The 23,076-nt window shown below is 43.5% G+C and carries 20 protein-coding genes; 16 read left to right on the top strand and 4 right to left on the bottom strand.

Annotated elements, in window-relative coordinates:
- The first annotated feature begins 89 nt into the window (after positions 1–89).
- From G9U52_RS16820 to G9U52_RS16785, 8 genes are all read left to right on the top strand, one after another.
- Positions 90–1,151: a LacI family DNA-binding transcriptional regulator gene (locus G9U52_RS16820; protein WP_166151557.1), complete on the top strand. Its 1,062-nt coding sequence runs from the start codon at positions 90–92 to the stop codon at positions 1,149–1,151.
- A gap of 232 nt (positions 1,152–1,383) precedes the next feature.
- Positions 1,384–2,085, top strand: a complete 702-nt coding sequence (locus G9U52_RS16815; RefSeq protein WP_166151555.1) for an SDR family oxidoreductase — start codon at positions 1,384–1,386, stop codon at positions 2,083–2,085.
- 148 nt (positions 2,086–2,233) lie between these two features.
- Positions 2,234–3,502 (top strand): ABC transporter substrate-binding protein, encoded by a 1,269-nt coding sequence (locus G9U52_RS16810; RefSeq protein ID WP_166151553.1) that lies wholly within the window; start codon positions 2,234–2,236, stop codon positions 3,500–3,502.
- A 73-nt stretch (positions 3,503–3,575) separates the two neighbouring features.
- Positions 3,576–4,460 carry a carbohydrate ABC transporter permease gene (locus G9U52_RS16805; RefSeq protein ID WP_166151551.1) on the top strand — a complete coding sequence of 295 codons (885 nt, stop codon included), beginning with the start codon at positions 3,576–3,578 and terminating at the stop codon, positions 4,458–4,460.
- A gap of 2 nt (positions 4,461–4,462) precedes the next feature.
- Positions 4,463–5,302, top strand: coding sequence for a carbohydrate ABC transporter permease (locus G9U52_RS16800; RefSeq protein ID WP_166151549.1), 840 nt, complete (start codon positions 4,463–4,465; stop codon positions 5,300–5,302).
- Between the two features lie 95 nt (positions 5,303–5,397).
- Entirely contained in the window at positions 5,398–5,808 is a 411-nt protein-coding gene (locus G9U52_RS16795; protein WP_166151547.1) for a VOC family protein, read from the top strand.
- Between the two features lie 53 nt (positions 5,809–5,861).
- On the top strand, positions 5,862–6,362 hold the full coding sequence (locus tag G9U52_RS16790) for a VOC family protein (protein ID WP_166151545.1): 501 nt from the start codon (positions 5,862–5,864) through the stop codon (positions 6,360–6,362).
- A 475-nt stretch (positions 6,363–6,837) separates the two neighbouring features.
- Complete coding sequence (locus G9U52_RS16785) at positions 6,838–7,716, top strand: SHOCT domain-containing protein (protein WP_166151543.1); 879 nt, start codon at positions 6,838–6,840, stop codon at positions 7,714–7,716.
- 152 nt (positions 7,717–7,868) lie between these two features.
- Here the strand turns inward: G9U52_RS16785 and G9U52_RS16780 are convergent, their stop codons facing one another.
- The 4 genes from G9U52_RS16780 to G9U52_RS16765 are packed head-to-tail and all read right to left on the bottom strand — an operon-like array spanning position 7,869 to position 11,784.
- Complete coding sequence (locus G9U52_RS16780) at positions 7,869–8,081, bottom strand: hypothetical protein (RefSeq protein ID WP_166151541.1); 213 nt, start codon at positions 8,079–8,081, stop codon at positions 7,869–7,871.
- Complete coding sequence (locus G9U52_RS16775; protein ID WP_166151539.1) at positions 8,081–9,166, bottom strand: GerAB/ArcD/ProY family transporter; 1,086 nt, start codon at positions 9,164–9,166, stop codon at positions 8,081–8,083. Before G9U52_RS16775 ends, G9U52_RS16780 begins: the two co-directional genes overlap by 1 nt.
- Before the next feature lie 13 nt (positions 9,167–9,179).
- Positions 9,180–10,361 (bottom strand): Ger(x)C family spore germination protein, encoded by a 1,182-nt coding sequence (locus G9U52_RS16770; RefSeq protein WP_166151537.1) that lies wholly within the window; start codon positions 10,359–10,361, stop codon positions 9,180–9,182.
- A gap of 7 nt (positions 10,362–10,368) precedes the next feature.
- Positions 10,369–11,784 (bottom strand): spore germination protein, encoded by a 1,416-nt coding sequence (locus G9U52_RS16765; protein ID WP_166151535.1) that lies wholly within the window; start codon positions 11,782–11,784, stop codon positions 10,369–10,371.
- Positions 11,785–12,118: 334 nt separating this feature from the next.
- Here G9U52_RS16765 and G9U52_RS16760 point away from each other — a divergent pair, with 334 nt between their 5' ends.
- The 8 genes from G9U52_RS16760 to G9U52_RS16725 all read left to right on the top strand — a co-directional run bounded on the left by G9U52_RS16760 (position 12,119) and on the right by G9U52_RS16725 (position 22,859).
- Complete coding sequence (locus G9U52_RS16760) at positions 12,119–13,774, top strand: peptide ABC transporter substrate-binding protein (RefSeq protein WP_166151533.1); 1,656 nt, start codon at positions 12,119–12,121, stop codon at positions 13,772–13,774.
- 121 nt (positions 13,775–13,895) lie between these two features.
- Entirely contained in the window at positions 13,896–14,831 is a 936-nt protein-coding gene (locus G9U52_RS16755) for an ABC transporter permease (protein ID WP_166151531.1), read from the top strand.
- Positions 14,831–15,745: an ABC transporter permease gene (locus G9U52_RS16750; RefSeq protein WP_166151529.1), complete on the top strand. Its 915-nt coding sequence runs from the start codon at positions 14,831–14,833 to the stop codon at positions 15,743–15,745. The genes G9U52_RS16755 and G9U52_RS16750 overlap by 1 nt, the downstream gene beginning before the upstream one ends.
- A 33-nt stretch (positions 15,746–15,778) precedes the next feature.
- Positions 15,779–16,804 (top strand): ABC transporter ATP-binding protein, encoded by a 1,026-nt coding sequence (locus tag G9U52_RS16745; RefSeq protein WP_166151527.1) that lies wholly within the window; start codon positions 15,779–15,781, stop codon positions 16,802–16,804.
- Positions 16,801–17,760, top strand: a complete 960-nt coding sequence (locus tag G9U52_RS16740) for an ABC transporter ATP-binding protein (protein ID WP_166151525.1) — start codon at positions 16,801–16,803, stop codon at positions 17,758–17,760. The genes G9U52_RS16745 and G9U52_RS16740 overlap by 4 nt, the downstream gene beginning before the upstream one ends.
- Before the next feature lie 222 nt (positions 17,761–17,982).
- Positions 17,983–18,990, top strand: coding sequence for a helix-turn-helix transcriptional regulator (locus G9U52_RS16735; RefSeq protein WP_166151523.1), 1,008 nt, complete (start codon positions 17,983–17,985; stop codon positions 18,988–18,990).
- 165 nt (positions 18,991–19,155) lie between these two features.
- On the top strand, positions 19,156–19,950 hold the full coding sequence (locus G9U52_RS16730) for an SDR family NAD(P)-dependent oxidoreductase (protein ID WP_166151521.1): 795 nt from the start codon (positions 19,156–19,158) through the stop codon (positions 19,948–19,950).
- 560 nt (positions 19,951–20,510) lie between these two features.
- Entirely contained in the window at positions 20,511–22,859 is a 2,349-nt protein-coding gene (locus G9U52_RS16725) for a helix-turn-helix domain-containing protein (protein WP_166151519.1), read from the top strand.
- Positions 22,860–23,076 lie beyond the last annotated feature (217 nt).

Raw genomic sequence — 23,076 nt, 5'->3', positions numbered from 1 at the left:
CGGTTTTTTATGGGTTCTCGTATTGACATAATGGAGATGAAATGATAAATTAATTATTATGAACGCGCGTCCAATAATATTGTTAAGAAATGGCTGATGGAATTGTGAGAAATTTGGATATTAAAAGTAAAGAAATTGCTGAAATTGCAGGGGTGTCAAGAAGTACGGTAAGCAGAGTAATTAATAACTATCCTAATGTTCCAGCCAAGACAAGGGAAAAGGTCATGAGGGTAATTGAACAGTATAATTATTTCCCCAATATTTCAGCGCAAATCCTGGCAGGGAAAAAAACAAAAACAATAGGTTTATTCTTTATTGATCAATCTCATTTTAGCGAAGATCCTTCCGCAAATTTATTGATTACGGGAATTATCGAGAACGCTTCAATACTAGGCTATAACGTATTAGCTTATATTATAAGGGACTTAAGTACAAATGAAAGCATAAAAAATGTTAAAGAAGTATTTTATCAGGAGCGGATTGCAGGCGGGATTTTTATGGGGGCGGAAAATCATGAGCCTATCGTTGAGGAATTGATCGCCGGAGGATTCATCGTAGGGATCTTGGATCAGGTTTTACCAGGACGCAATGAGCCTAATAGAATTGTTTATAACCTCGATAATGAAGCAGCCGCTATGCAAGCTGTGGACTATCTGGTCAGTTTAAACCACAAAAAAATTGGCATTATCAATAGCATGATGAAAAAGGCCTCGGCTAACTTTAAGTTCAAAGGCTTTATAAACCGTATGCAGCATCACGGTCTGGAGGTTAAAAACCATTGGATCATGCACGGTCAATACGAATCTGGCGGGTATGAGGCTATGACCACCTTGCTCAAAAGTTCATCGGAATTACCAACGGCCATATTTGCGGCAAATGACAGTATCGCCTTTGGTACGATACGCGCAATTAATGATTATCATTTAAAAGTTCCTGACGATATTTCCGTCATCGGAATCAACGATCAGAAGTTAAGTGCCTATTATAAACCCGCGTTAACTACATTCCGCTCCAATTTCAAGGAATTTATATCTGGGATCACTAAAAGTGTGATTGAGGCTATAGAAGATGGGGTAAAAAACGAATCGATAAAAGTAACCTTAGATATGGAATTGGTCGAAAGAGAATCTTGCAGAAGAGTTGAAAGTTGACGTGTTCATATTCTTTTTTTTTACAAACAATAAACGCGCTTTCATAATGAAATTGGGGAAAATAAGGATTTTCAAGGTGAATTGCCAGTGAAAACAGATATACGCTTTTTGATAGCGCTTTAATATGGAAAATGCATCATGTATTAAGCTGAACGGATAATTTATTGGACGATAAAATAAACGCGTGTCCAATATTGAATATATTGTATATAAGAATGGTGGGAAGTGGACAATGAAAAGCATCTTTATTACAGGAGCAAATCGAGGATTAGGGTATAGTTTAGCAAATGAGGGATTGATCAGGGGTTTTAACATTTACGCAGGCGTAAAGTCGTCAGATTCTTTTCCAATGCTGGACCCTCTAAAAAATCAATATCCTAATCGAGTCCATCTTATTGAAATTGATGTATCCGATGAAGAATCGGTCAAGAGCGCATTCAGGGAAGTCCAAAAAACGACTGAATCTCTGAATGGAATAATAAACAATGCCGCGATTATGCTGGAGAGGGAAAAGACCATTGAGGAACTGGAGTTCGAACTCGTTCGCCGAAGTTTCGAAATCAACACATTCGGACCGATGAGGGTAGTCAAGCATTTCTTGCCACTTATTTATGCAGCGAACGACCCGGTGATCATCAATATTTCATCGGAGGCTGGCACAATCGTTAATGCGTTCAGTACGAACTATCCCTACAGCATGTCCAAGACAGCGTTAAACATGTTCTCGGAGAGGCTGAAGCATTACGTTCAGGATAAAGGGATTTCCGTATATGCCATACATCCCGGTTGGGTGAAAACGGATATGGGCGGAGAGGAGGCGCCAGGTGAACCGTCGGTTTCAGCTGCGGGGATTTTTAATATCATTGAAAAAAAGCTGGCAATCACAAGTAAAATAGCTTTCATTAACCATCTCGGCAAACCAATGCCGCTTTAATCCCGCATAAATAACCAGTGTATAGCTGAGGCGTTAGCCTTGAAAGGAGTGATACAGATATAGTGAATCAAATTTACTGCCCATGTTTGAGAATGCATGCATTTCATATTTAACAAAGATATCTACTCATTGTAAGGGGGAAAAAGAAATGTCAAAATTGAAAAAGCTAGGTATGACGGCAGTAGCTATTAGCATGGTGGGAGCACTTCTGGCCGGTTGTGGAGATAGCGCTAAATCTGGCAGTGTTGGAAGCGCTGACAAAAAGGTTGAATTGACTTTTTGGGACGCTGCTTGGAATGAAGCCATTACTCCCGATGTAATCAAAGAGTTTGAAAGCAAATATCCAAACATCAAAATTAACGCCCAATATAACCCGGATAACGGTATGTCCGATAAATATTTGATAGCCCTCAAACAGAAAAGTGGTCCAGATGTCATTAATATCAATTTGGATTGGGTGACTCCTTATGCTACTTTAGGCTCCCTGCTGCCTTTGGATAGTTATATTCAAACCGATAAAGTTGATTTGAACGATTTCTTTGAAGGCTCCATCAAATCCGCTAAAGTGGATAATAAAATTTACACACTTCCTTACCGTACGGAAACTCATGGTCTGTTGTACAACAAAAAGTTATTTGCAGACGCGGGTATTGATGCTTCCAAGGCACCACAAAATTGGAAACAGGTGCTTGAGAGCGCGCAAAAAATAACGAAAGGCGATGTTTTCGGAATTGGCTTGGTCGGGACGAATTTTGGCAACTTGACAACTCAATTATTTAACATGATCCAATCCAATGGCGGAAGCATACTTAATGCGGACAACACCAAGTCGATGCTAAATGAACCTGCAGCCATCGAGATGGCCAAACTTTATGTGGAGCTCTCTACTAAACATAAAGTGACGCCAACCAGCATTTTGCAAAACGATAATATCGCAAATCGGAATTTGTTCTCCAATAGCAAGATTGCTATGTACATGTCGGGTGCTTATGATGTGGCGCCGATTAAACAAGCCAATGCAAGCATTGATTTAGCGATTGGGATGGTTCCAGCCGATCAAACACGTAAAACGATCCTCAGCGGCTGGGGAGTGTCTATCACAAATTCCAGCAAAAACCCTGATGCTGCATGGAAATTCATTAATTTCTTGGCAACACCGGAAATTTCCAAAAAGTTCAGTATCACATTTTCGGCAAGAAAATCGGCTGCCACTGATCCGAAGTACCAGGATCCACAAACTAAACCGTTTGTTGATGCACTTGCCTTTGCTCAACCCTTGCCGCAGATTCCTCAGTTGACTCAAGTTAAACAAATTGTTTTTAACCAAATTCAAAGCTCCCTATCAGGTAAAATCACACCAGAGGAAGCAATGAAAAACGCCTCAAAAGAAATCGATGATCTTTTAGCAAAAAAATAGTTTGGATGATCATACCCATCCCGCTTAGAGGATGGAATCCTCCAAGCGGGATGGGTTTAAGGAGGCCGCCTACATGCAAGCTTTAAAAAATATCCGTAATCCGGGTCTGATGTTCGTATTACCTGCCGTATTGATCATTGCTCTTATCATGATCTTTCCCCTGATTTATACGATTGTATTAAGCTTTAATAAGAGTGATATCTACTCGGACAGCTGGACATTCGTCGGGGTTTCGCAGTATGTGGAATTGTTTAAAAACCCCGATTTTCTCTTATCACTTTATGTTACGTTTTTATGGACAATTGGCAGTGTTGTCTTTCAGTTTCTGTTCGGATTTGCGGCGGCTGTTGTCATCAACCAGGATTTTATCAAATGGAAAACTCTGATCCGGATCCTGCTGATGGTTCCTTGGGTTATTCCCAGCATTATTAGCGTAAATGTTTGGAAATGGTTGTATCATGCGGATTTTGGAATTATCAATCATATATTGAAATCACTCGGAATCATAACCACCAGTATCAACTGGGTATCCGATGAGCATACCGCATTATTTTCCGCGATTCTCGTCAATGTTTGGAAGATGTATCCTCTTGTGATGATCATGATCGAGGCTGCTTTGCAATCGGTCCCGAAGGAATTGAAAGATGCGTCCAATGTAGACGGAGCAACAGGATGGAGGCAATTTAGAGCGGTTACCATCCCTCATATTTCTTCCACTTGTATGTCGGTCATTTTGCTGCTCACCATTTGGACGTTAAATGCGTTTACTTTTGTGTTCGTGTTGACAGAAGGCGGCCCGGCCCACCAAACAGAGATTCTTTCCCTGTTTATTTATAAAGCAGGCTTTCAAAATTACAATTTTGGAATTGCAGCAGCTGCCAGTACCGTGTTATTTATCATTACAGCGGTTCTAAGCTTTGTGTATATGAAGTTGTTAATGAAGGGGGAGGATGGCTAAGCATGAAACACAAAAAAAGCAATGTGGGCAAAGCCATCCTGAGCTACCTATTTCTTATCGGGCTTATCATCTTTGGCTTGTTCCCGGCACTATGGATGTTTGTTACTTCGATCAAACCGATGAATGAAAATTTTACAGTACCGCCAAGTATTATGGTTCAAAACCCTACGTGGACAAACTATCATAAGGTGATATTTGAAAGCGGCATTCCTCGTGCGTTCTTAAATAGCATAGTCGTAACCGGGAGCGCAACTTTACTAACATTATTCATTGCTATCTTAGCTGGTTATGGGTTTTCCAGATACAAGTTCAAGGGTTCCAAGAAGCTCTCTTCCGGTTTATTGTACGGCCAAATGATGCCGGGCGTTGTCATTGTTATGCCCATTTATATGACTTTCACCAAAATAGGTTTTGTAGATTCCTATATTGGCTTGATCATTGCCAATGTGGCTTTGACGATCCCGATGTCAGTTATTATGCTCACTTCGTTTTTCAAGACGGTACCGAGGGAACTAGAAGAAGCGGCCAAAATTGATGGAACGACAACGGTTGGCGCATTGTTCCGGATCATCTTGCCTGTATCTTCACCCGGGCTGATTGCTGTAACGGTGTATGCATTCCTGCATATATGGGAAGAGTTTCTGTTCGCTTTAATTTTAACAAATTCCGATACCGTGCGAACCTTGCCTATTGGCATCACTCATTTCAGCGGAGAATTTGTTGTCGATTGGGGGGCCATGATGGGTGCATCCATGCTAGTTTCAGTGCCTGTTCTGATCATTTTCCTACTCTGCAATAAGTATTTTGTTCAAGGGCTCTCTGACGGTTCAGTTAAGGGGTAAGATTCTCACATTATTGGAGGTGAGTGCCGTATAAGTTATCATTGCTTTGACAAAAAAAACCTAAAACAAAAAACAATTAAACGGAGGTAGTTCATATGTTTAAAGGAATCGGTCATACGGCTTACAATGTAGTGGATATGGAAAAATCGTTGGAATTTTATTGTGATATCCTTGGATTTAAAAATTGCTTCGAATTGAAAAATGCCAAAAATGAGCCATGGATTGTTTATCTCAAGGTTCTTAATTTACAATTCATTGAGCTTTTTTATAATGGCGTACAAGGAGTCGACAACGACACCAAAGTCACAAAGGGCTATAACCACCTGTGCTTGGAAGTTAATGATATCCATGAAATTGCCAATCATTTAAAGAGTAAAGGGCTTACTTTGGATGTTGAGCCTAAGATGGGCGCGGATTTGAACTGGCAGTGCTGGGTCAGAGACCCCGATGGCAACCGGATTGAATTTATGCAGCTTGACCCTGAATCACCGCAAGCCAAATCCTGATGCCTTCCAGTACTTTACCCCATGGGGATTTTTAAATTAAGGGAGTGTTTGACTTGGAACAAATATCAAATAACCAAATCATCAAGCTAGGTGTCGTCGTGGACAATCTGGAGGAAGCGTTCCAGTATTATGTGGAACTGTTCAAGCTCGATCCCGCCAAGATGAGAGCGCCCAAACCGAGATCGCCTGAGTCTGAGTCCTCCCAAGCAGCGCCTGCACCGGAAGGTGGTAACACCCCTTTTGTGTGGCACAGAGGCGAATATAGGAAAGCGCGCTGCAGAACGGCTATTATTCCATTGGAACCGATCTATCTGGAATTGATCGAACCTTATGACGAAGCTAGTCCATGGACGGAATTTAGAGAAAAGCACGGTCCAGGCATCCACTTTATGACTTTTCACATCGATGGTTTTGAGGAACATATTCAATTGATGGAAAGCAAGGGAATGCCGGCTTTCTTTAAACAGGAAAAGGGCAAGGAACGTTATGCTTATTTTGATTCGGCTTCCAAATTAGGCACAACAATCGAATTTAAAGAGATTGATAAAAAATAATGGGAAATGAATCCGACCCTCACGTAAAGGTCTGGATGACACTGTAATAAAGACCGGAAATGTTGCTTCCCGACAGCGATTTGCGGTGGGGGAGCGAGAAGCACACGTGAATTTTAGGTTTTAATACCTATAATTTACGTGTGCTTTTATTATGTCTAGTGAGGGTTTCAAGTGAAAAGATTAATCTTAACAGATAAGCACTTAAATGAATGCCTACAAACAAGCTGTCAGGTTGAAGTAAGAATTTAGGGGAAAGTAGTTGAAGTAACAAGAATTATTTCCTTCGAGGAATGTTGCGTAACTGTTGAAGATGGGGAGAAATACCTAAGGGAGAGTGGTGTTTTTATGAAGCGCGGCTTGAGATTGGTTTGAATTGAATAATGTCGATAAGTCCGTCATATTTTTTGTGGTAAGCCATATAATTTCTAAATGTTTGTTTTTATCCTTCTTACTTAGACGATTGGGGAGATTAATAATGGGTTGTTTATTATTTGTAGCCTTCATAGTTGTTATTTTTGTAGTTTCAACCTGTTTTATTATCTCACCAATACTTGGATGGGTGGCATTGGTAGCATTGGTATGTGGACTGATTGGATTGTATTATTCACTAAAAAGTATGGAAAAGGAAAAAGAAGATTATAAGGTTAATGAAGCTTCACAGGTAAGGAAAAAAATATCCGAGGCAAAAGATTTTACTCCTACCGAAATATTTATAAGTGAAGATCATTTGCTAGCCATTGCTCTAGACAATAGTAAGCAGAAAGTGTGCTTTGTATTTACCAACGGAAAGAGGATAAATGAAACGTTCGTTTTAAATTCAATTCTATATTTATACAAGGACATATTACATTCTGAAATACAAGAAAATGGAACCTCCATTTCTTCAACTTCTCGATCAAGTCAATTAGCTGGTGCCGCGATAGGGGGATTATTAGCAGGAGGAATTGGAGCATTAGTTGGAGCGTCAGGTGCAACACAAACCATTTCTCAAAAGGTAAATAAACTAGAAATGAAAATCGTTGTAGATGATATCAATCACCCCACTTGGTATATATCTTTCTTGGAGCCTGTCCAAGCCATTATTGGATTTGATATAAAGTCCATAGCATATCAAAATGCAAGAAAAGACGCGGAAAGATGGCATAGCTTATTAAAAGTATTAATTCGTAGGGCTGATGAGGAGGAGGATAAAATGAAGCACAATGAGATAGTTAGTTCTATTGATAATGCATCTTCTAGGAATGCTACGAGTAGTTCAGTTGCAGATGAGTTAAGGAAGTTAGGTGATTTGTTAAAAGACGAATTAATTACAAAAGAGGAATTTGAAGATCACAAGAAAAAGTTGCTCAACTAAATCCATCCATTCCGTGGAATTTTTTATAATAGCGACTTGGTAATTTGTTGTATAATGCAAGTAATTTTCTGCACAGCCACCGCTAGTTGATAATGCTAGTGCCAAAGAAGTAGAAATAGAAATAAAAATAGAGAAAGTCGTTGAAAAAGATTTTACGCTGAAGCAGTATTGAACAACAGGTCAATGATGGATGCGATAATTACCGTCACCCGGATAGGCTTTTCAAAAATAAGCAGAACAAGCTGTGTAATCCCAATCAAGGACAGCAATGAATATATAATCAATTCCCTTGTTGGTCTTTGCTTATTTACATAATGGATGAACAATGCAATTACCAACACTAGACTTAGTCCAAGGGGCCACATTATACGCGTCTCCTTCGAATGGTGAAGTGGATTATAATTAGCAGAGCTGGAATGCACACGGCAAAAAAAGAATGGTTCAGCAGTATATATTTTTCCACCCACTCCATATTTTCGATAATATTCTGATGCATGCTTTGAGAAAGCCCCAACATGATGATCGCCAATGGAAGTGAAAGCATCCCCCGATTATTAAGGTTGAAGGTATGCACAAGTCCTATTACCACGCAGTAAAAGGTTAGAGCCAGTTTGATAAACACGAGGATTAGCCATTGGAGGGAGATGATAGCTTCCAAATGTTCAAGGAACGGGCTTACCAACAATTCCTGGGCCATGCTGAATAAAGGGAACGTAAGGTGAGAAGCACGTGACACCCCAAGAACTCCGATCAAAATAAAAGTTATGGTTGACAGGAATAATGTGGCTATGGATGCTCCTTGCAGATATATGAAACCCGGCTTTGCTTTGACATACGGAAATATCATGATAAAAGAAAAGGCGTCCATGTAGGGGAATGCAATCATAAAGCTTGATTTGCGAAATATTCCATCCCAATCAAACTCCAGTAGAGGAGTTAGATGGGTCCCGTCCCAATTTTTCATCACGAGCAAGAAGATTCCAATAAATGCAATTATAAGGATAGGTGCCAAAAACTCTGTTGTTCTGGCAATCGACTCGATCCCTTTAATTGTGCTGTAAACTGCAATGACGAGGAAGCAAGCACCGAATATCCATTCGTCCGTATGTGGCAGCATAGTAGTTGCCATAAAATCATCCAGATTATTGAGTATCCATGCACATAAGAGTACCATTTGGAAGATTAATAGTAAGCCAATCACTGTCCCAACATATTTACCCGTTACACTTCTGCAGATTTGGATCAAATTTAATTTGGGATACTTCGTTGCCAAGTAAACCCACAAAAGTGAACTACCTATTCCTACTATTCCAGTCCAGAGGGGCACCAACCAAGCGTGTTGTTTAGCGTTGGTAATGAGAACTGTGGGAAGCAAAAAGAAAGCAGTACTCATCGTAGAAAAGACGATAAGCAATCTAAACTGTCTTACCGATAATAGTACATTTTCCATCTCACCCTCCTCCTTAGTATGGGGTTAGTAACACTCCCATTTTTACAATGGTTGAGTGAATGTCAATGGTAACCTCCGTGTTCTTCCAACTATTCGAATCAGCTTTTAGCGGTGCCCACGCTTTTCCTGATTTGTGATTAATCTGTTCTTCCACTCCAAGCAAGTCCCAATCATGCTGCCTGCCAATATTAAGCAGATCCTTCGCATGATCTGTCATTTGTTTATCGAACATTTTTTCCAAACGATGCAAGGTTGTAGAATCAAGTCTTTCTTTTTGATTAATAGCGATTAATTTCAGCTTTGGCTTGATGGTAATATGAAGAGATGTGTCTTGGCCGTTGATGACAAGTTTGTTTTCTATTTTGGGCTTTTCGTCCAGCTGCACCTGAGCGGATTCATTCTTACCCAACACTAGACTTTCCATCAATGATTTATTTTTGCCAAGTATGAATAAAAGAGGAGCTATTTGTGTGGCTTTCAGTTCGCCTAACCATCGACCTTGTTTGATAATGGATACACCCGTATATTGGAAATTACCTCGATTTCCTTCAATCGTTTCAAAACGTTTGGTAGTGGAAAATGGCTCAAGACCGGACAACGAAATATTCGATACAAAAGTAAGCTGCGAGGTTTTGTAATTTTTAATGATTGCATTGAACTGAGAATCTTTATCGGCTTTTCCAGTCACCTCGATCTGAAGCTGCTGAATACTGCGAAGTTCTTTGCCTGGATTCATTTCAAGTGGGACATAAGTATTCATAACGTCCCGAACTGGATTTTTTGTAATAAAAACGGAAGTCGCCATTCGACGGCTGGGGTCATTTTCCAAGAAGTTCATCAAATCACCCAATCCTTTTTTGGCTAGGCGTTCCGAAACAATATAAGCCTGAAAATGACTGATAAATAGCCGTCTAGGTATCGTTTTTGTAGCGGTGTCCGTGAATTCGGCCCATGTCTTCCCTTTGAACTCATACGTGTAGATCGGTGAACGAGTGCCTCCGCTTTTTGAACCAGCTACACCGTTTGGGTTTACCACCTGGTAGTAGGCCATGTAAGTTCCATCTTCTTCCTGATCAACTCCGATCATATCAACGATGGCTAACTCATTAATTTCATTTAAATCACCGCATCCATTCAATAATAAACTGAAGGCAATCACAAGCGATACTAACCCAATTCGAATAAACCGCTTCATAGTCAAATCACCTCTTTGGACGCTTCATTTTATACCAAGGTACTCGGATTAATGTATCCTTAAAGCGATTGGGTTGGAGTGGTGCTAAAGGTGAGAAATAAGGCTCTCCTGATGTCTTAAGAGACACTAAGTGTACAATCAACAAAAGAGTACCGCAGAAAATACCGTATAAATCAAGACATACGGCTAAAGCCATAAATAAGAATTGAAGAATCCTTTGAGCCATTCCAAAACTAAATGAGGGTGAGACAAAATTCGCAATTGCCGTGATGCCGACAACAATAACCATTGCTGCCGAAACCAATCCGGCTTCAACTGCCGCTTGGCCAAGTACGACAGCCCCCACAATGGAAATAGCTTGACCTGTAACAGTTGGCATGCGGATCCCGGCCTCCCGCAATAATTCAAACATGAAAAGCATGATCGCCGCTTCTACAAATGCAGGGAAAGGAACACCTTCCCTTTGTGCCGCCAAATTGATTAACAGCCCCGAAGGAATCATCTCTTGTCTGTAGTTAGTCAGAGTAATATATATGCTTGGCGTGTAAACCGACACCAGGAACGATAAAAACCGCTGCCAACGTAAAAGCGTGGAAATAAGAGATCTCTGATAGTAGTCTTCCGCACTTACAAAAAACTGAAAAAAAGTAACGGGGACGATGAGACAATAAGGTGTGCCATCGGTTAGGATCACGATTTTCCCCTCAACTAAGTGAGCGCTGACGACGTCAGGACGTTCTGTATTGATCATTCTGGGAAAGGGGGTTAATTCTTTTTCCTCAATCCACTCTTCAATATTTGCACTTTCAAATATAGCGTCGGTCTGTATGGTTCTCAACCGATCACGATAAGTTTGGATGCGTGCCTCTGACGCCTTGCCGTTGATATACGCCATCATTACTTTTGTTCTTGTTGTTTGGCCAATTTCGAAAGGTTCGAAAACAAGCTGTGGAGATTTAATTCGGCCTCGAACGAGTGAGATGTTTGTCATGATATCCTCAGTAAAGCCTTCTCCAGGACCGCGAACGATCTTCTCAGATTTTGGCTCCTCAATACCTCTATGTTTAAATTTGGAAACATCCAGCATATATCCCTGATTATCGTTCTCGATAAGAAGAACACAACGGCCATCCATGATGTTAGAAACCCATTTCCCAGGGGTTGATTCCGTAGAATAGGATACTCCTGAGAGCTTATCACGAATAAGTGCCAGCTTTTCTTGATGTGTTTTTTCTTTATCCAAACGGATATCCATAAGAGGAAGCAATATCAATTTCTGGATCTGTTCTTTGTCGACTATCGTGTCCAGATACGAGCAAATCACCATAATGTCGCTGTCAATGTGAACCCGATGGAAATTGAAGTCCGGTTGTTGTTCCAATGTTTTTTTTATAGACTGTTCAAATACTTCCATAAGTTTCATTCGATAACACCGCTCCTTTTCCAGCATGCATTAGGGTTCCCAAGATTTCCCCTATTATTCAGAAGGTATTTCTACACTTGGTTTGAATAAAAGGAGGACAACAATGCATAATAAACCAAATCATGGCGTCAGGGATCTTTCCCTGACGGTTTTTCTTACTTTATCGAGTTGTGGGAGCGCGAACTGGAAAATTGTTGAACTGGATTTAATTGACCATAGGTTGTATAGTTTATTTTTGATAACGATATTATATGGTGTTAAATAGCCTATTATAAATAAATTAGTTGAAAATGTTTCCAAAAATATACATATCATAGCTTTGGGAGGGCGATTTATGAAAAAGAATAAGCTAGTAGCAACAGTGATGGCTGCATTGCTTGCAGGTTCGGTAATTGCGGGCTGTACGAAAGATAACCAGGGGCAAACGGGGGAGTCGGGGGAGGCGGCTCTGGCTCAGGAGTTCAGAATTAACCTTTCCGCGGAGCCGCCGGCACTGGACAGCTCGATTGCAACAACGAATCCGACCTTTACGATTTTAAATGCGATTAATGAGGGCTTGTACCGGTTGGATGCTGAAGGAAAACCGACACCCGCTCTGGCCAAGGACATGCCGCAAATTTCTGCTGACGGTCTGGTCTATACGATCACACTGCGTGACGGCTTGACTTGGGCTGACGGGTCGGCGCTGACGGCAGCAGATTTCGAGTATGCCTATAAACGGACGCTGGATCCGGTAACAAAAGCGAAATATGCGACGATGCTGGCTTGGATTAAAGGCGGGGCTGATATGAACAAGGCTAAGCCGGAAGAGCTGGAGGCCAAAAAAGCAGCTTTGGGTGTGAAAGCCAAGGATGATAAAACACTCGAAATTACTTTAGAACGTCCGGTAGCTTTCTTCACTGACCAACTCTCTATGCCTACTTTTTTTCCACAAAAGCCAGAATTCGTCAAAACACAGGGAGACAAGTACGGTGCGGATGCCGACAAAGTGATCGGCGCAGGACCGTTTAAGCTGGAGAAATGGGATCACGAGCAGCAGCTTGTAATGGTCAAAAACGACAAGTATTGGGATGCAGCCAATGTAAAGCTAAGTAAAGTAACTGTAAATATTGTAAAAGACCCGAATACGTCCTTGAACATGTTTGATACGAATCAGGTTGATTTGACCGAATTGAAGGGCGATCAGTTCCAGATGTACCAGGGCAAACCGGAGTTGACGCTTAAAAAGGAATTCGTGACCGCCTATGTCATGCTGCAAAATAAGAAGGTTCCCGCATTTGCTAATGCTAAGGTGCGCCAGGCTCTTGGAATGGCAATAGATCGCAAAGCGCTTAACGATGTGGTGCTGGGCGGCTCTTCCATTCCGTCCACGGGACTTGTACCGGGTACGGTGCTGGACGGAAACAAAGTCGAGTTCCGTAAAGCTGCGGGAGATACACAGCCGAAGTTCGACGCCGCTAAAGCGAAAGAACTGCTGGCCGATGGCTTGAAAGAGTTGAATATGACAGCACTGCCGAAGTTTAAGTTAACATCGGACGATACGGAAACATCGAAAAAAACAATTGAATTTATTCAAGCCCAGTGGAAGCAAAATCTGGGAGTGGATGTGACAGGCGAAACGCTGCCATTTGCACTACGCGTGAAAAATATGCAGGAATACAACTTTGAAGCGCTGATCGGGTTGTGGGGCGCGGATTACAATGATCCGATGACCTTCCTCGATATGTGGTTGTCTGACAATAGCTCCTTTAATTATATGGAATACAGCAGTAAGGCCTATGATGATCTCGTAAAAGGAGCGGACAAGGAGCTCGATCTTGCTAAGCGTTCCAAGATGCTGGTTGATGCCGAGAAGCTGCTCATGACCGATGCACCGCTCGCTCCGTTATATTTCAGAACGAGACCTTATGCGAAGCGCGTAAATGTGGACGGACTGATTTTACCGGCCATGTCTAAAGAATGGGAACTGAAGTGGGTTTCGATTAAATAAACAAGTGACAAGGCAGGTTGACCTGTATGCTCGGTAAGGGGCCATTCCGACGATCCTCGGAACGGCCCTCTCATCAATTGATGCTTGCGTGGTTAGTTGTGCACTAAGGAGGTCTGGAAACATGCTGCGCTATATAGGTAGGCGTTTAATTTATATGGTGATCACCCTGTGGGTGATCGTCACGTTTACGTTCGTGTTGATGAAAAACTTGCCGGGTGATCCTTTTGGTGAAGAGTCGCTCAAACTGACCGCGGAGCAGAAGGCATTGCTGTACGCCCAATATGGCCTGGATAAGCCGGTGTGGGAACAGTATTTAACATATATGAACAATGTAATACACGGTGATCTGGGGGTTTCCTACGCATTTCCGACCCGCAAGGTTACGGATATTATTGCCCAGGGATTTCCTGCCTCACTCGAGCTGGGTTTGTGGGCGCTAGTGATCGCCATTGTTGTCGGCCTTATATTAGGCGTTATCGCTTCCTTAAATCATAACAAGGGTCTGGATATTGGAGCCATGTTCACAGCGATTATAGGTATTTCGATTCCTTCCTTTGTGCTTGGGCCGCTGCTGTCCTATTTCATCGGGGTGAAGCTCGGCTGGCTGCCGACCGGCATGTGGACAGGTCCTTCCAGCCGCGTGCTCCCCGCTATCGCGTTGTCGTTCGGAACGATTGCCATATTGGCCCGCCTGATGCGGACATCCATGCTCGATGTTTTGAGTCTGGATTATGTGAAAACCGCTAAGGCCAAAGGTCTGCCGCAGCGTACGATCGTGATCCGCCACACCCTTCGCAACGCGATCCTGCCGGTGGTGACGGTGCTGGGACCGGTATTCGTTAATCTGATTACGGGAACGCTGGTCGTGGAACAAATTTTTGTTGTGCCGGGGCTTGGAAAGCATTTTGTGCAGTCGATTTATTCAAATGATTATACAATGATAACCGGTTTGACTATTTTCTATTCCTTTTTGTTGGTGGCAGTTCTATTTGTTACGGATATTATATACGGATTTGTCGATCCTCGTATTCGACTGACTCAGGGGGGCAGCAAATAATGGACATACGCAAGGAACTGTTTGAGCCTCTGGTCAGTGAGCAGATTGGTCGTGAAGCTATCGTAAGGCCGGCAATGTCTTATTGGCAGGACGCGTGGCGACGTCTTAAAAAAAATAAGCTAGCGATGTTCGGCTTGATTACGCTGATTACCCTGGCGGTACTGTCTATTGCCGGTCCTCTATTGTCCCATTTCGATTACGCAACACAAAATTATGACGTTAAAAATCAAAAGCCTTCTCTTGTCCATTGGTTTGGAACGGATGATTTTGGCCGGGATCTATGGGTTCGAGTTTGGTGGGGAATCCGTATTTCCTTAGCAATCGGGGTTACTGCGGCACTGCTGGATCTGGTGTTTGGGGTTCTCTATGGAGGGATCTCTGCGTATTATGGCGGTCGCGTCGACGATATGATGCAAAGAGTTATTGAAATTATTTATTCGATTCCTTTTCTGTTAATTTCCATTCTGTTAATCGTAGTTATTGGTCCCGGCTTCCAAACGATCATTATTGCCTATGCCATTACCGGCTGGGTGCCGATGGCGCGGCTCGTCCGCGGACAGGTGCTGACGTTGAAAGAGCAGGAGTACGTTCTGGCAGCAAGAACGCTCGGCGCCGGAGGAGCAAGAATTATTATGAAGCATCTGGTTCCGAATGCGCTTGGGCTTATTATTGTACAGATTACGTTTATTGTTCCTTCGGCTATTTTCGTTGAGGCATTTCTAAGTTTTATCGGCTTGGGCATACGGGTTCCGCTCGCTTCATTGGGCGCTTTATTGTCGGATGGAGCGAATTCGATTCGACTGTATCCGCATCGAGTTATTTTCCCAACCGTCCTGTTCAGTCTCATTCTCATGAGCTTTAATCTGCTCGGCGATGGCCTGCGTGACGCTTTGGATCCCAAAATGCGCAAATGATGCAGGATGTCACACATTCAGGAGGATACCACCATGAAAGACAACATATTGAAGGTACACAACCTGAAGGTTTCGTTCCAAACGTATGCCGGTGAGGTCCAAGCGGTACGCGGTGTTTCCTTTGAGCTGAACAAAGGGGAAGTACTGGCGATCGTAGGAGAATCCGGCTGCGGCAAGTCGGTAACGGCGCAATCGATCATGAGACTAATTCCGTCGCCTCCCAGTGTAATCAAGGAAGGTTCGATTCGATTTAACGGTACGACCGAGATTACGACCTGTACGAATCACCAAATGGAAGCTATTCGCGGTTCGGAAATCGGGATGATCTTTCAGGACCCGATGACTTCCTTGAATCCGACGATGACGATAGGCAAGCAAATTACCGAAGGTATCATAAAGCATAAAAAAGTCAGCGTTACGGAAGCCAACCGGCGGGCCGTAGACATTCTGACGCTTGTTGGTATCTCGAATCCGGAAGGGCGAATGCAGCAGTATCCACATGAATTTTCGGGGGGCATGCGGCAGCGTGTGATGATTGCGATCGCCCTTGCCTGCAGTCCGAAGCTGCTGATCGCAGATGAGCCTACAACAGCACTGGATGTGACGATACAGGCGCAAATTATTGACCTGATGAAAAACCTGGCCGAGCAAACGGAAGCGTCCATCATCCTTATTACACATGATCTCGGTGTTGTGGCCGAGATGGCGCAGCGTGTTCTTGTGATGTACGCCGGCAAGGTAGTCGAGCAGGGAACGGTCGATGAATTGTTCTACAATCCGCAGCATCCTTATACGTGGGGGTTGCTGCGTTCCATACCGCGATTGGATCAACCGGCTGATAGTGAACTGGTACCGATCCCGGGAACTCCGCCGGATCTGTTCGCGCCTCCACCGGGCTGCGCATTCGCTGCGAGATGTCCCTACGCGATGAAGGTATGCATAGAAACCGACCCCGAGCACAGGAGTGTATCGGACAGCCATTCCGCAGCCTGCTGGCTGCTGCATCCTGATGCGCCGCGTGTGGATCGGCCTATTGAAGCTGGAGGTGTAACGCAATGAACAGCACTCCATTGCTGGAAGTCCGCAATTTGAAAAAGCATTTTAACATGGGAGGCGGCAAGGTTTTAAAGGCTGTCGATAACCTCAGTTTTGCGATACAACGCGGTGAAACATTCGGATTGGTAGGAGAATCAGGCTGCGGTAAATCGACGGCGGGACGCACAATTATTCGTTTGTATGAAGCTACAAGCGGAGATATTCTGTTCAACGGTCAGGAGGTTCACAAGCTGCGCGGCCGTAATTTGCAGCAGTTCCGCAGCCAGATGCAGATGGTATTTCAAGATCCGTATGCATCGCTGAATCCACGGATGACAGTTGGCAATATCATTGCAGAAGGCATGGATATCAATCATCTATACAGAGGGGCCAAGCGGAGAGAACGGGTGGTGCAGCTGCTCCAGGACGTGGGCCTGAATGAAGAGCATGCCAATCGGTTTCCTCATGAATTCTCAGGCGGCCAGCGGCAGCGGATCGGGATTGCAAGGGCGCTTGCTATCGAGCCGCAGTTCATTATTGCCGATGAGCCGATCTCGGCTTTGGACGTTTCCGTGCAGGCACAGGTCGTCAATCTGTTCAAGCGGCTGCAAAAAGAGCGTAATTTAACCTACCTGTTTATCGCCCATGATTTGGCAATGGTCAAGCATATTTCGGACAGGATCGGTGTGATGTATCTGGGCAAGCTGATCGAGGTAACGACGTCAGATGCTCTGTATGCCAATCCGCTGCACCCGTACACCCAGTCACTTTTGTCGGCAATTCCGATTCCTGATCCGCATGTCGAGAGGTCCCGCGAACGCATTATTTTGAAGGGTGAAATCCCGAGCCCGCTGGATCCACCTAGCGGTTGTCCTTTCAGGACACGCTGTCCGCATGCTATGACGGAGTGTGCGGTTACGATGCCCGCATTCAAGGAAATTGTTCCCGGTCACTATACGGCTTGTCATTTATATAATTAAAGTTTGCGGACAAAAAGGCTTTTCCAAATGAATTGACCCCAGAGATTCAATTCTGCCGCTTATGCAAAAGAACCTTAGAAACCACTGCGAAAGTGGAGTTTAAGGTTCTTTTCCGTTAATGTGTACTTAAGATTCAGCGTAATTGGCAAGTAAGATGTCGCTTTCTGCTATCACAACAACCAAAACTTATGAAAATGAAGCAACTAAAGGAGGCCCATATGTATGAAGTCTCATACCTCTGACCGTATTAAAATCCCGCCAGGATTTTGGGCAGGATTACGTCAATTAGGGATTGCCGCCCATGACGTAGCTCGCAAAGCACAACTGCCGCTCACTATTATTACTGAACCAGTAGTCACCACCGCCCAATATTTCGCGATCTGGCAGGCTTATTCCGATCTCATTGGTGACACTGCCAAAGGAATCATCAAGCTTGCGACCGTCTTTGAAACAGCGAAGTACCCACCGACCGTCTTAGCGACTTACCACGCTCGTGACTACCGCGACGCTCTAAACCGAATGGCTCGGTACAAACAACTGTGTCCCCCCGAAAGCCTACGTATCACCGAGGAGGGCGAGCACTGTACAATCGAACTGGAATGGTTGTATACCGAGCAACCCGGTCCGCCGATGCTGGTTGGTATCACGCTGGCATTTCTTCTGGAGCTTGGGCGCCGGGGTACAGGTCAGCCTTTGACGGCGCAGCTCGTCGAATTTTCGCACACAATGGGCGATGTACAGGCCCTTGAAGCTTACTTCGGCTGTCCAATCCGGATTGGTGCCAAATGTAACCGGTTGACCCTACATCGAAGAGATCTGGACCGCCCCTTTGTCTCGTATAACGAAGAGTTGCTGGAGATCCTGACTCCCGTTCTGGACCGATCGTTGGATGAACAGCAGCGCAGCCGTTCAATTACCGAGATGGTCAAATGGATCATGAAACGTAGCCTCACAGGAGGGCGCCCTGACATTCAGGCTGTCGCGAAGGAGTTGGGTATGAGCGATCGTACCTTGCAGCGCCGGCTTACTGACGAAAAAACGGGCTTCAAGCGTCTGTTGATACAAGCTAGACATGAGCAGGCACGAGAGTACTTGGCAGACCCCTCGCTTGATATAAAAGAAGTGGCTTTCTTGATTGGATATGAAGACCAGAACTCGTTCTACCGCGCCTTCCGCCTTTGGGAAGGTGATACTCCTTCAAATTGGCGTACTGAACATTTAGGTACCTAACCAATTCTACAGAGAGCTAGTATTTACTGAGTTTTATCATTTGGCGTGTTAAACAAGAACTTTGGCGCAATATGCTAGTTACTGAACAATCTATACAAGGTAATATAATCCCTATCCGGAGCACAAGACTGTTTTAAAAATGTGAATTAAAAGGAGAAATGTATCATGGATATGGGATTAAACAATAAAACAGCTTTAGTTACAGGATCAACGAAAGGTATAGGTAAAGCAATTGCCATTGAACTTGCCAAGGAAGGTGTTAATGTACTCATTAATGGACGAAATGATGAAGAGGTAGAACGAACTGTAAATGAAATAAAGTCAGATTTCCCGGCAACCTCTCCTCAAAATGCTACAGCCGATATTGTGGATATGGAGCAAAGAGAAGCTTTATTTGAAAAATACCCCAATATTGATATTTTAGTTAACAATATGGGTATTTATGAAATTATGCGATATGAGGACGTTGACGATGAAGTATGGGAAAGATACTTCCGTACTAATGTTCTTGCTGCAAATGGATTATCTAAATTTTATTTACCTAAAATGTTGAAAAATGATTATGGTCGCATTATCTTTATTGCGAGTGAAGAAGCAATTATGCCTTCAGGACAAATGCCTCAGTATTGTATGACCAAATCAATGCTATTATCATTGTCAAAAAGCTTATCTAAATTAACAAGAGGAACAGAAGTTACCGTCAATACGATCATGCCAGGACCAACACTCTCTGAAAATGTATATCAAATAATTGAGGGTATGTACCCTAATGAAAATATGACTTTTTCAGAAAAAGAGAAAGAATTTATGGCTACAAACCTACCTCAATCTGAAATACAGCGATTTATCAAGCCTATTGAAATAGGTAGACTAGCTACATTTGTATGTAGTCCTTATGCATCCGCATTTAAAGGTTCTCCAATCCGTATGGATGGGGGCATGGTACCGACTATTTTTTAACGATTTTTTTATTTCAAAGTAGACCCGCAAATCCTCGCCTAAAAAGAAACCTTGAACGGCTCAAGCCATTCAAGGTTCCCCTAGGGTAAAGGATTTTTTTGCATATAAACCTTTAAATCAATATACATGCATTCGTGCATTGAACGGATACGATAGCCTTAATACTCGAAGGGTTACCGCTAGGTTTCATTTTGTAAGAAATACCACAGCTTGAATAAATAATATAATTGTCTGATAAAATGAAAAAATGTTTTCTCTATACAAGTACAGCTGGCAGCAGTAAAATATGGAATACATTGGAATATAATGGTGGAGTGCCAACGTGCAGGAGGACGAGAACCTTGAAGAGTGTATTGGAAAAGCTGCGATATGTTGCCGGGCTCGCTACGTCTTGGTAGCGCCTTCATACGTTGGGCGCAATAGCTATCACGGATTCAGGTACTATTTAACATATACAGGGTTTGAGGCTAGGTTAAACGCAATGCTAGTGCAAATTTTGTCCCTTATATGCCAGTTGGACAAATAGTAAAATCAAAATAAAAGACACCGTGGAGGAAATTATGATTCCAACCATAGGAAGAGTAATCCGATTTCTGACGCCGCAAGCTCGGGGCAATCGAGGCTCCTACAGAAAATTGCTCGTATGGACCGGATGTATTACCGTTTGCATACCAGTCTTACTTGCCAGCACGATCTATTACCAGATATCGAAGCATCAGCTGGAGCAGCAGATTTTTAGCGAAAGCCAAGCAGCACTCACATCTGTTAAGGATCAGGTTGAGCTGTTCCTGCAGGTCATTGAACAAAGCTCGCACGATCTGGCCATGAATCCCATTATGAAACAGAAGAATCTTTCCGGTGGACAGAGTGAGAATCCATTCGAGGAGCACTTGGAAATCTTATCGGACATTAATATAAAAAAGAACAGCAATGGTCTAGTCAGCGAAGTTTATTATTATAACCAGGACGAGCCAGATATTGTGCTGTCGAATTATTACGGGGCCATGCCGATCCGTTTGTTTCCAATGCGAAGTGAAATAGAATGGCATATGGCTGGTTCAGAACGTACACGCTGGTATAACACCAACACCCCCGACAGTTCTAATAAGGGACTTATAAGCTTTGTTCGTAAGCTTCCACTGAACGGATCCGGTATGGGCTTGGGGCAAGGTCTGCTTGTATTTCATATGGAGGCAGCTGCGATCAACCGGTACTTGTTCAGGGATACTTCCACGAAGGGGCAGCGGCAGGAATTCATTATGATTGATGAGCAGAATCAACTGCATTTATTCTCCTATGGGCAGAAGGAAGTTTTCGGAAATCAGATCCGTTCACAAACGGTGGACTATATTTCCAGCTCAGGCCAGAGCAAAGGAAATATAGTTGCACCGGGGCTGGACGGTCGTCCGGCTTCCATATCGTATACGAAGAATGCGTTCGGTCGAATCTATATTTCCATTATTCCCGAGGAAATGATTACGGAACGGCTCACATGGATCCGAATTAGCACGATCCTTGTATTGCTGTTCGTCATTGCAATCGGTCTTATGCTTACCTATTTCAGCTCAAAGCGAATCTACAGCCCGATTGAGCAGTTGCTAAAATACGGCAACCGCTTTAATTCGGAGCTAATTTCAAAGAAGGACAACGAGTTTGAGTTTATCCGCGAATGTTTCGATCATTTAAGCCGGGAAACGGAAAAGTTCACCCAATATATTGATAAAATTGAACCGACTTTGCGTGAACGGTGCTTGCAGCAACTACTAGAGGGCGAATACCTGCGTAACGAGTCCCTGATGAGCGACTGCCGGATATATGGCATACAGATCCAGGCTATGCATGTAATGATAGTCGTAGAGCTTCAAAATCTTGAACATGAAACGAGATTTATGCTGAAGGATAAGCCTGTTCTGACATACGCCATTACAAATGTGATGCAAGAGCTTCTTGATACCCACAAGCACATAACCGGATACGTTGTTTCACTGCACGGCCATGTCGCGGCACTGCTGCAATTTCCTCAAGATTTTATGCATCCGAAGATGCTGGAGCTGACGGTGCAATTCGCCCGAACTGTCCATGAAACTTTGGAGCAGGTGCTCAAGCTCAACGTCTCGGTGGGGATCGGCCGGTTCTATACGCATATCGCCGATATGTCGGTCTCCTATAGAGAGGCAGAGTCCGCTTTACTGTTCAGGGTATTTAATGAAATGGAGCCTGTATTGTTCATTGAAGAGCTGGAGAACAATTGGAAGCAGACGCACCACCGCTACCCGAAGGATCTAGAAAATGCGATTGTCGATTCATTAATAAAGGGCGAGCTTCAGGAGGCAGAACAAGCGCTGCACAAGTTTTCCGAGGTACTGAGGACGACGCACTCCTACAATTCGGTATATCAAAGCTATTTTTTGTTGCTGTCTGCGGTAATTTCTTCCCTGGAGGAGCAGGGAGGCAATATCCTGGAGTTGCTCGAAAGCAATTGGTTCAATCAATTAAAGAGCAAGCAAACGTCCCGGGATATTTGCGAATGGTTCACGGATGTTATGTTCCCGATGTACCGCTGGATGTCGGAAAACCACCGGAACGCCTTCGGCAAGAATGCCATCGGACAGGTGAGCCATTACATCAAAGAGAATTGTTCTTCCGATGTCTCTTTGGTCCAATGCGCCGAGTTTATCGGGTTAAGTCCATCCTACCTGAGTCGATTGTTCAAGAAAGAGACAGGAATCAATTTTCTGGAATACGTCATCGAATGCAAGATGGAGGAAGTGAAACGTCTATTGCTGGATACGGGTCTAAACGTAGGAGATGTTGCAGCAGCAATCGGTTATTCGGAAAGAAATATGAAACGTCACTTTCAGAAACATGTGGGTATGTCGCCGAGCATGTTTAGGGCAAATCACCGTTAGATCAGCCTTTCAAGCGGATGGTCCGCGCTGGGCAAGGACATGACAGATTTTGTGATGGACTGAATAAACTGAAGATTGGCTATTTTGTATAAATCTGACTCTTTCTTGCCTGTTGACTGGTACATACAATGTGGTTAGAACCGCCAAAGATAAAGCAGGAGAAAGGGGACTGGACACATGGACCAAGCGTAGTTCCATCGAATGAAAAATGAATTTG

Source organism: Paenibacillus agricola (genome assembly GCF_011440305.1).
Lineage (GTDB): Bacteria > Bacillota > Bacilli > Paenibacillales > NBRC-103111 > Paenibacillus_S > Paenibacillus_S agricola.
The sequence above is the reverse complement of the archived record's forward strand: the minus strand, read 5'-3'. Positions and strand labels throughout refer to the sequence as shown.

What these genes read in the sequence shown, in the direction of transcription:
- G9U52_RS16765 (WP_166151535.1), bottom strand. Translation starts at nt 11,784, where the DNA reads ATGAAACTTATGGAAGTATTTGAACAGTCTATAAAAAAAACATTGGAA.
- G9U52_RS16805 (WP_166151551.1), top strand. Translation starts at nt 3,576, where the DNA reads ATGCAAGCTTTAAAAAATATCCGTAATCCGGGTCTGATGTTCGTATTA.
- G9U52_RS16740 (WP_166151525.1), top strand. Translation starts at nt 16,801, where the DNA reads ATGAACAGCACTCCATTGCTGGAAGTCCGCAATTTGAAAAAGCATTTT.
- G9U52_RS16800 (WP_166151549.1), top strand. Translation starts at nt 4,463, where the DNA reads ATGAAACACAAAAAAAGCAATGTGGGCAAAGCCATCCTGAGCTACCTA.
- G9U52_RS16815 (WP_166151555.1), top strand. Translation starts at nt 1,384, where the DNA reads ATGAAAAGCATCTTTATTACAGGAGCAAATCGAGGATTAGGGTATAGT.
- G9U52_RS16730 (WP_166151521.1), top strand. Translation starts at nt 19,156, where the DNA reads ATGGATATGGGATTAAACAATAAAACAGCTTTAGTTACAGGATCAACG.
- G9U52_RS16750 (WP_166151529.1), top strand. Translation starts at nt 14,831, where the DNA reads ATGGACATACGCAAGGAACTGTTTGAGCCTCTGGTCAGTGAGCAGATT.
- G9U52_RS16760 (WP_166151533.1), top strand. Translation starts at nt 12,119, where the DNA reads ATGAAAAAGAATAAGCTAGTAGCAACAGTGATGGCTGCATTGCTTGCA.
- G9U52_RS16780 (WP_166151541.1), bottom strand. Translation starts at nt 8,081, where the DNA reads ATGTGGCCCCTTGGACTAAGTCTAGTGTTGGTAATTGCATTGTTCATC.
- G9U52_RS16810 (WP_166151553.1), top strand. Translation starts at nt 2,234, where the DNA reads ATGTCAAAATTGAAAAAGCTAGGTATGACGGCAGTAGCTATTAGCATG.
- G9U52_RS16770 (WP_166151537.1), bottom strand. Translation starts at nt 10,361, where the DNA reads ATGAAGCGGTTTATTCGAATTGGGTTAGTATCGCTTGTGATTGCCTTC.
- G9U52_RS16775 (WP_166151539.1), bottom strand. Translation starts at nt 9,166, where the DNA reads ATGGAAAATGTACTATTATCGGTAAGACAGTTTAGATTGCTTATCGTC.
- G9U52_RS16725 (WP_166151519.1), top strand. Translation starts at nt 20,511, where the DNA reads ATGATTCCAACCATAGGAAGAGTAATCCGATTTCTGACGCCGCAAGCT.
- G9U52_RS16735 (WP_166151523.1), top strand. Translation starts at nt 17,983, where the DNA reads ATGAAGTCTCATACCTCTGACCGTATTAAAATCCCGCCAGGATTTTGG.
- G9U52_RS16795 (WP_166151547.1), top strand. Translation starts at nt 5,398, where the DNA reads ATGTTTAAAGGAATCGGTCATACGGCTTACAATGTAGTGGATATGGAA.
- G9U52_RS16785 (WP_166151543.1), top strand. Translation starts at nt 6,838, where the DNA reads ATGGGTTGTTTATTATTTGTAGCCTTCATAGTTGTTATTTTTGTAGTT.
- G9U52_RS16755 (WP_166151531.1), top strand. Translation starts at nt 13,896, where the DNA reads ATGCTGCGCTATATAGGTAGGCGTTTAATTTATATGGTGATCACCCTG.
- G9U52_RS16820 (WP_166151557.1), top strand. Translation starts at nt 90, where the DNA reads ATGGCTGATGGAATTGTGAGAAATTTGGATATTAAAAGTAAAGAAATT.
- G9U52_RS16745 (WP_166151527.1), top strand. Translation starts at nt 15,779, where the DNA reads ATGAAAGACAACATATTGAAGGTACACAACCTGAAGGTTTCGTTCCAA.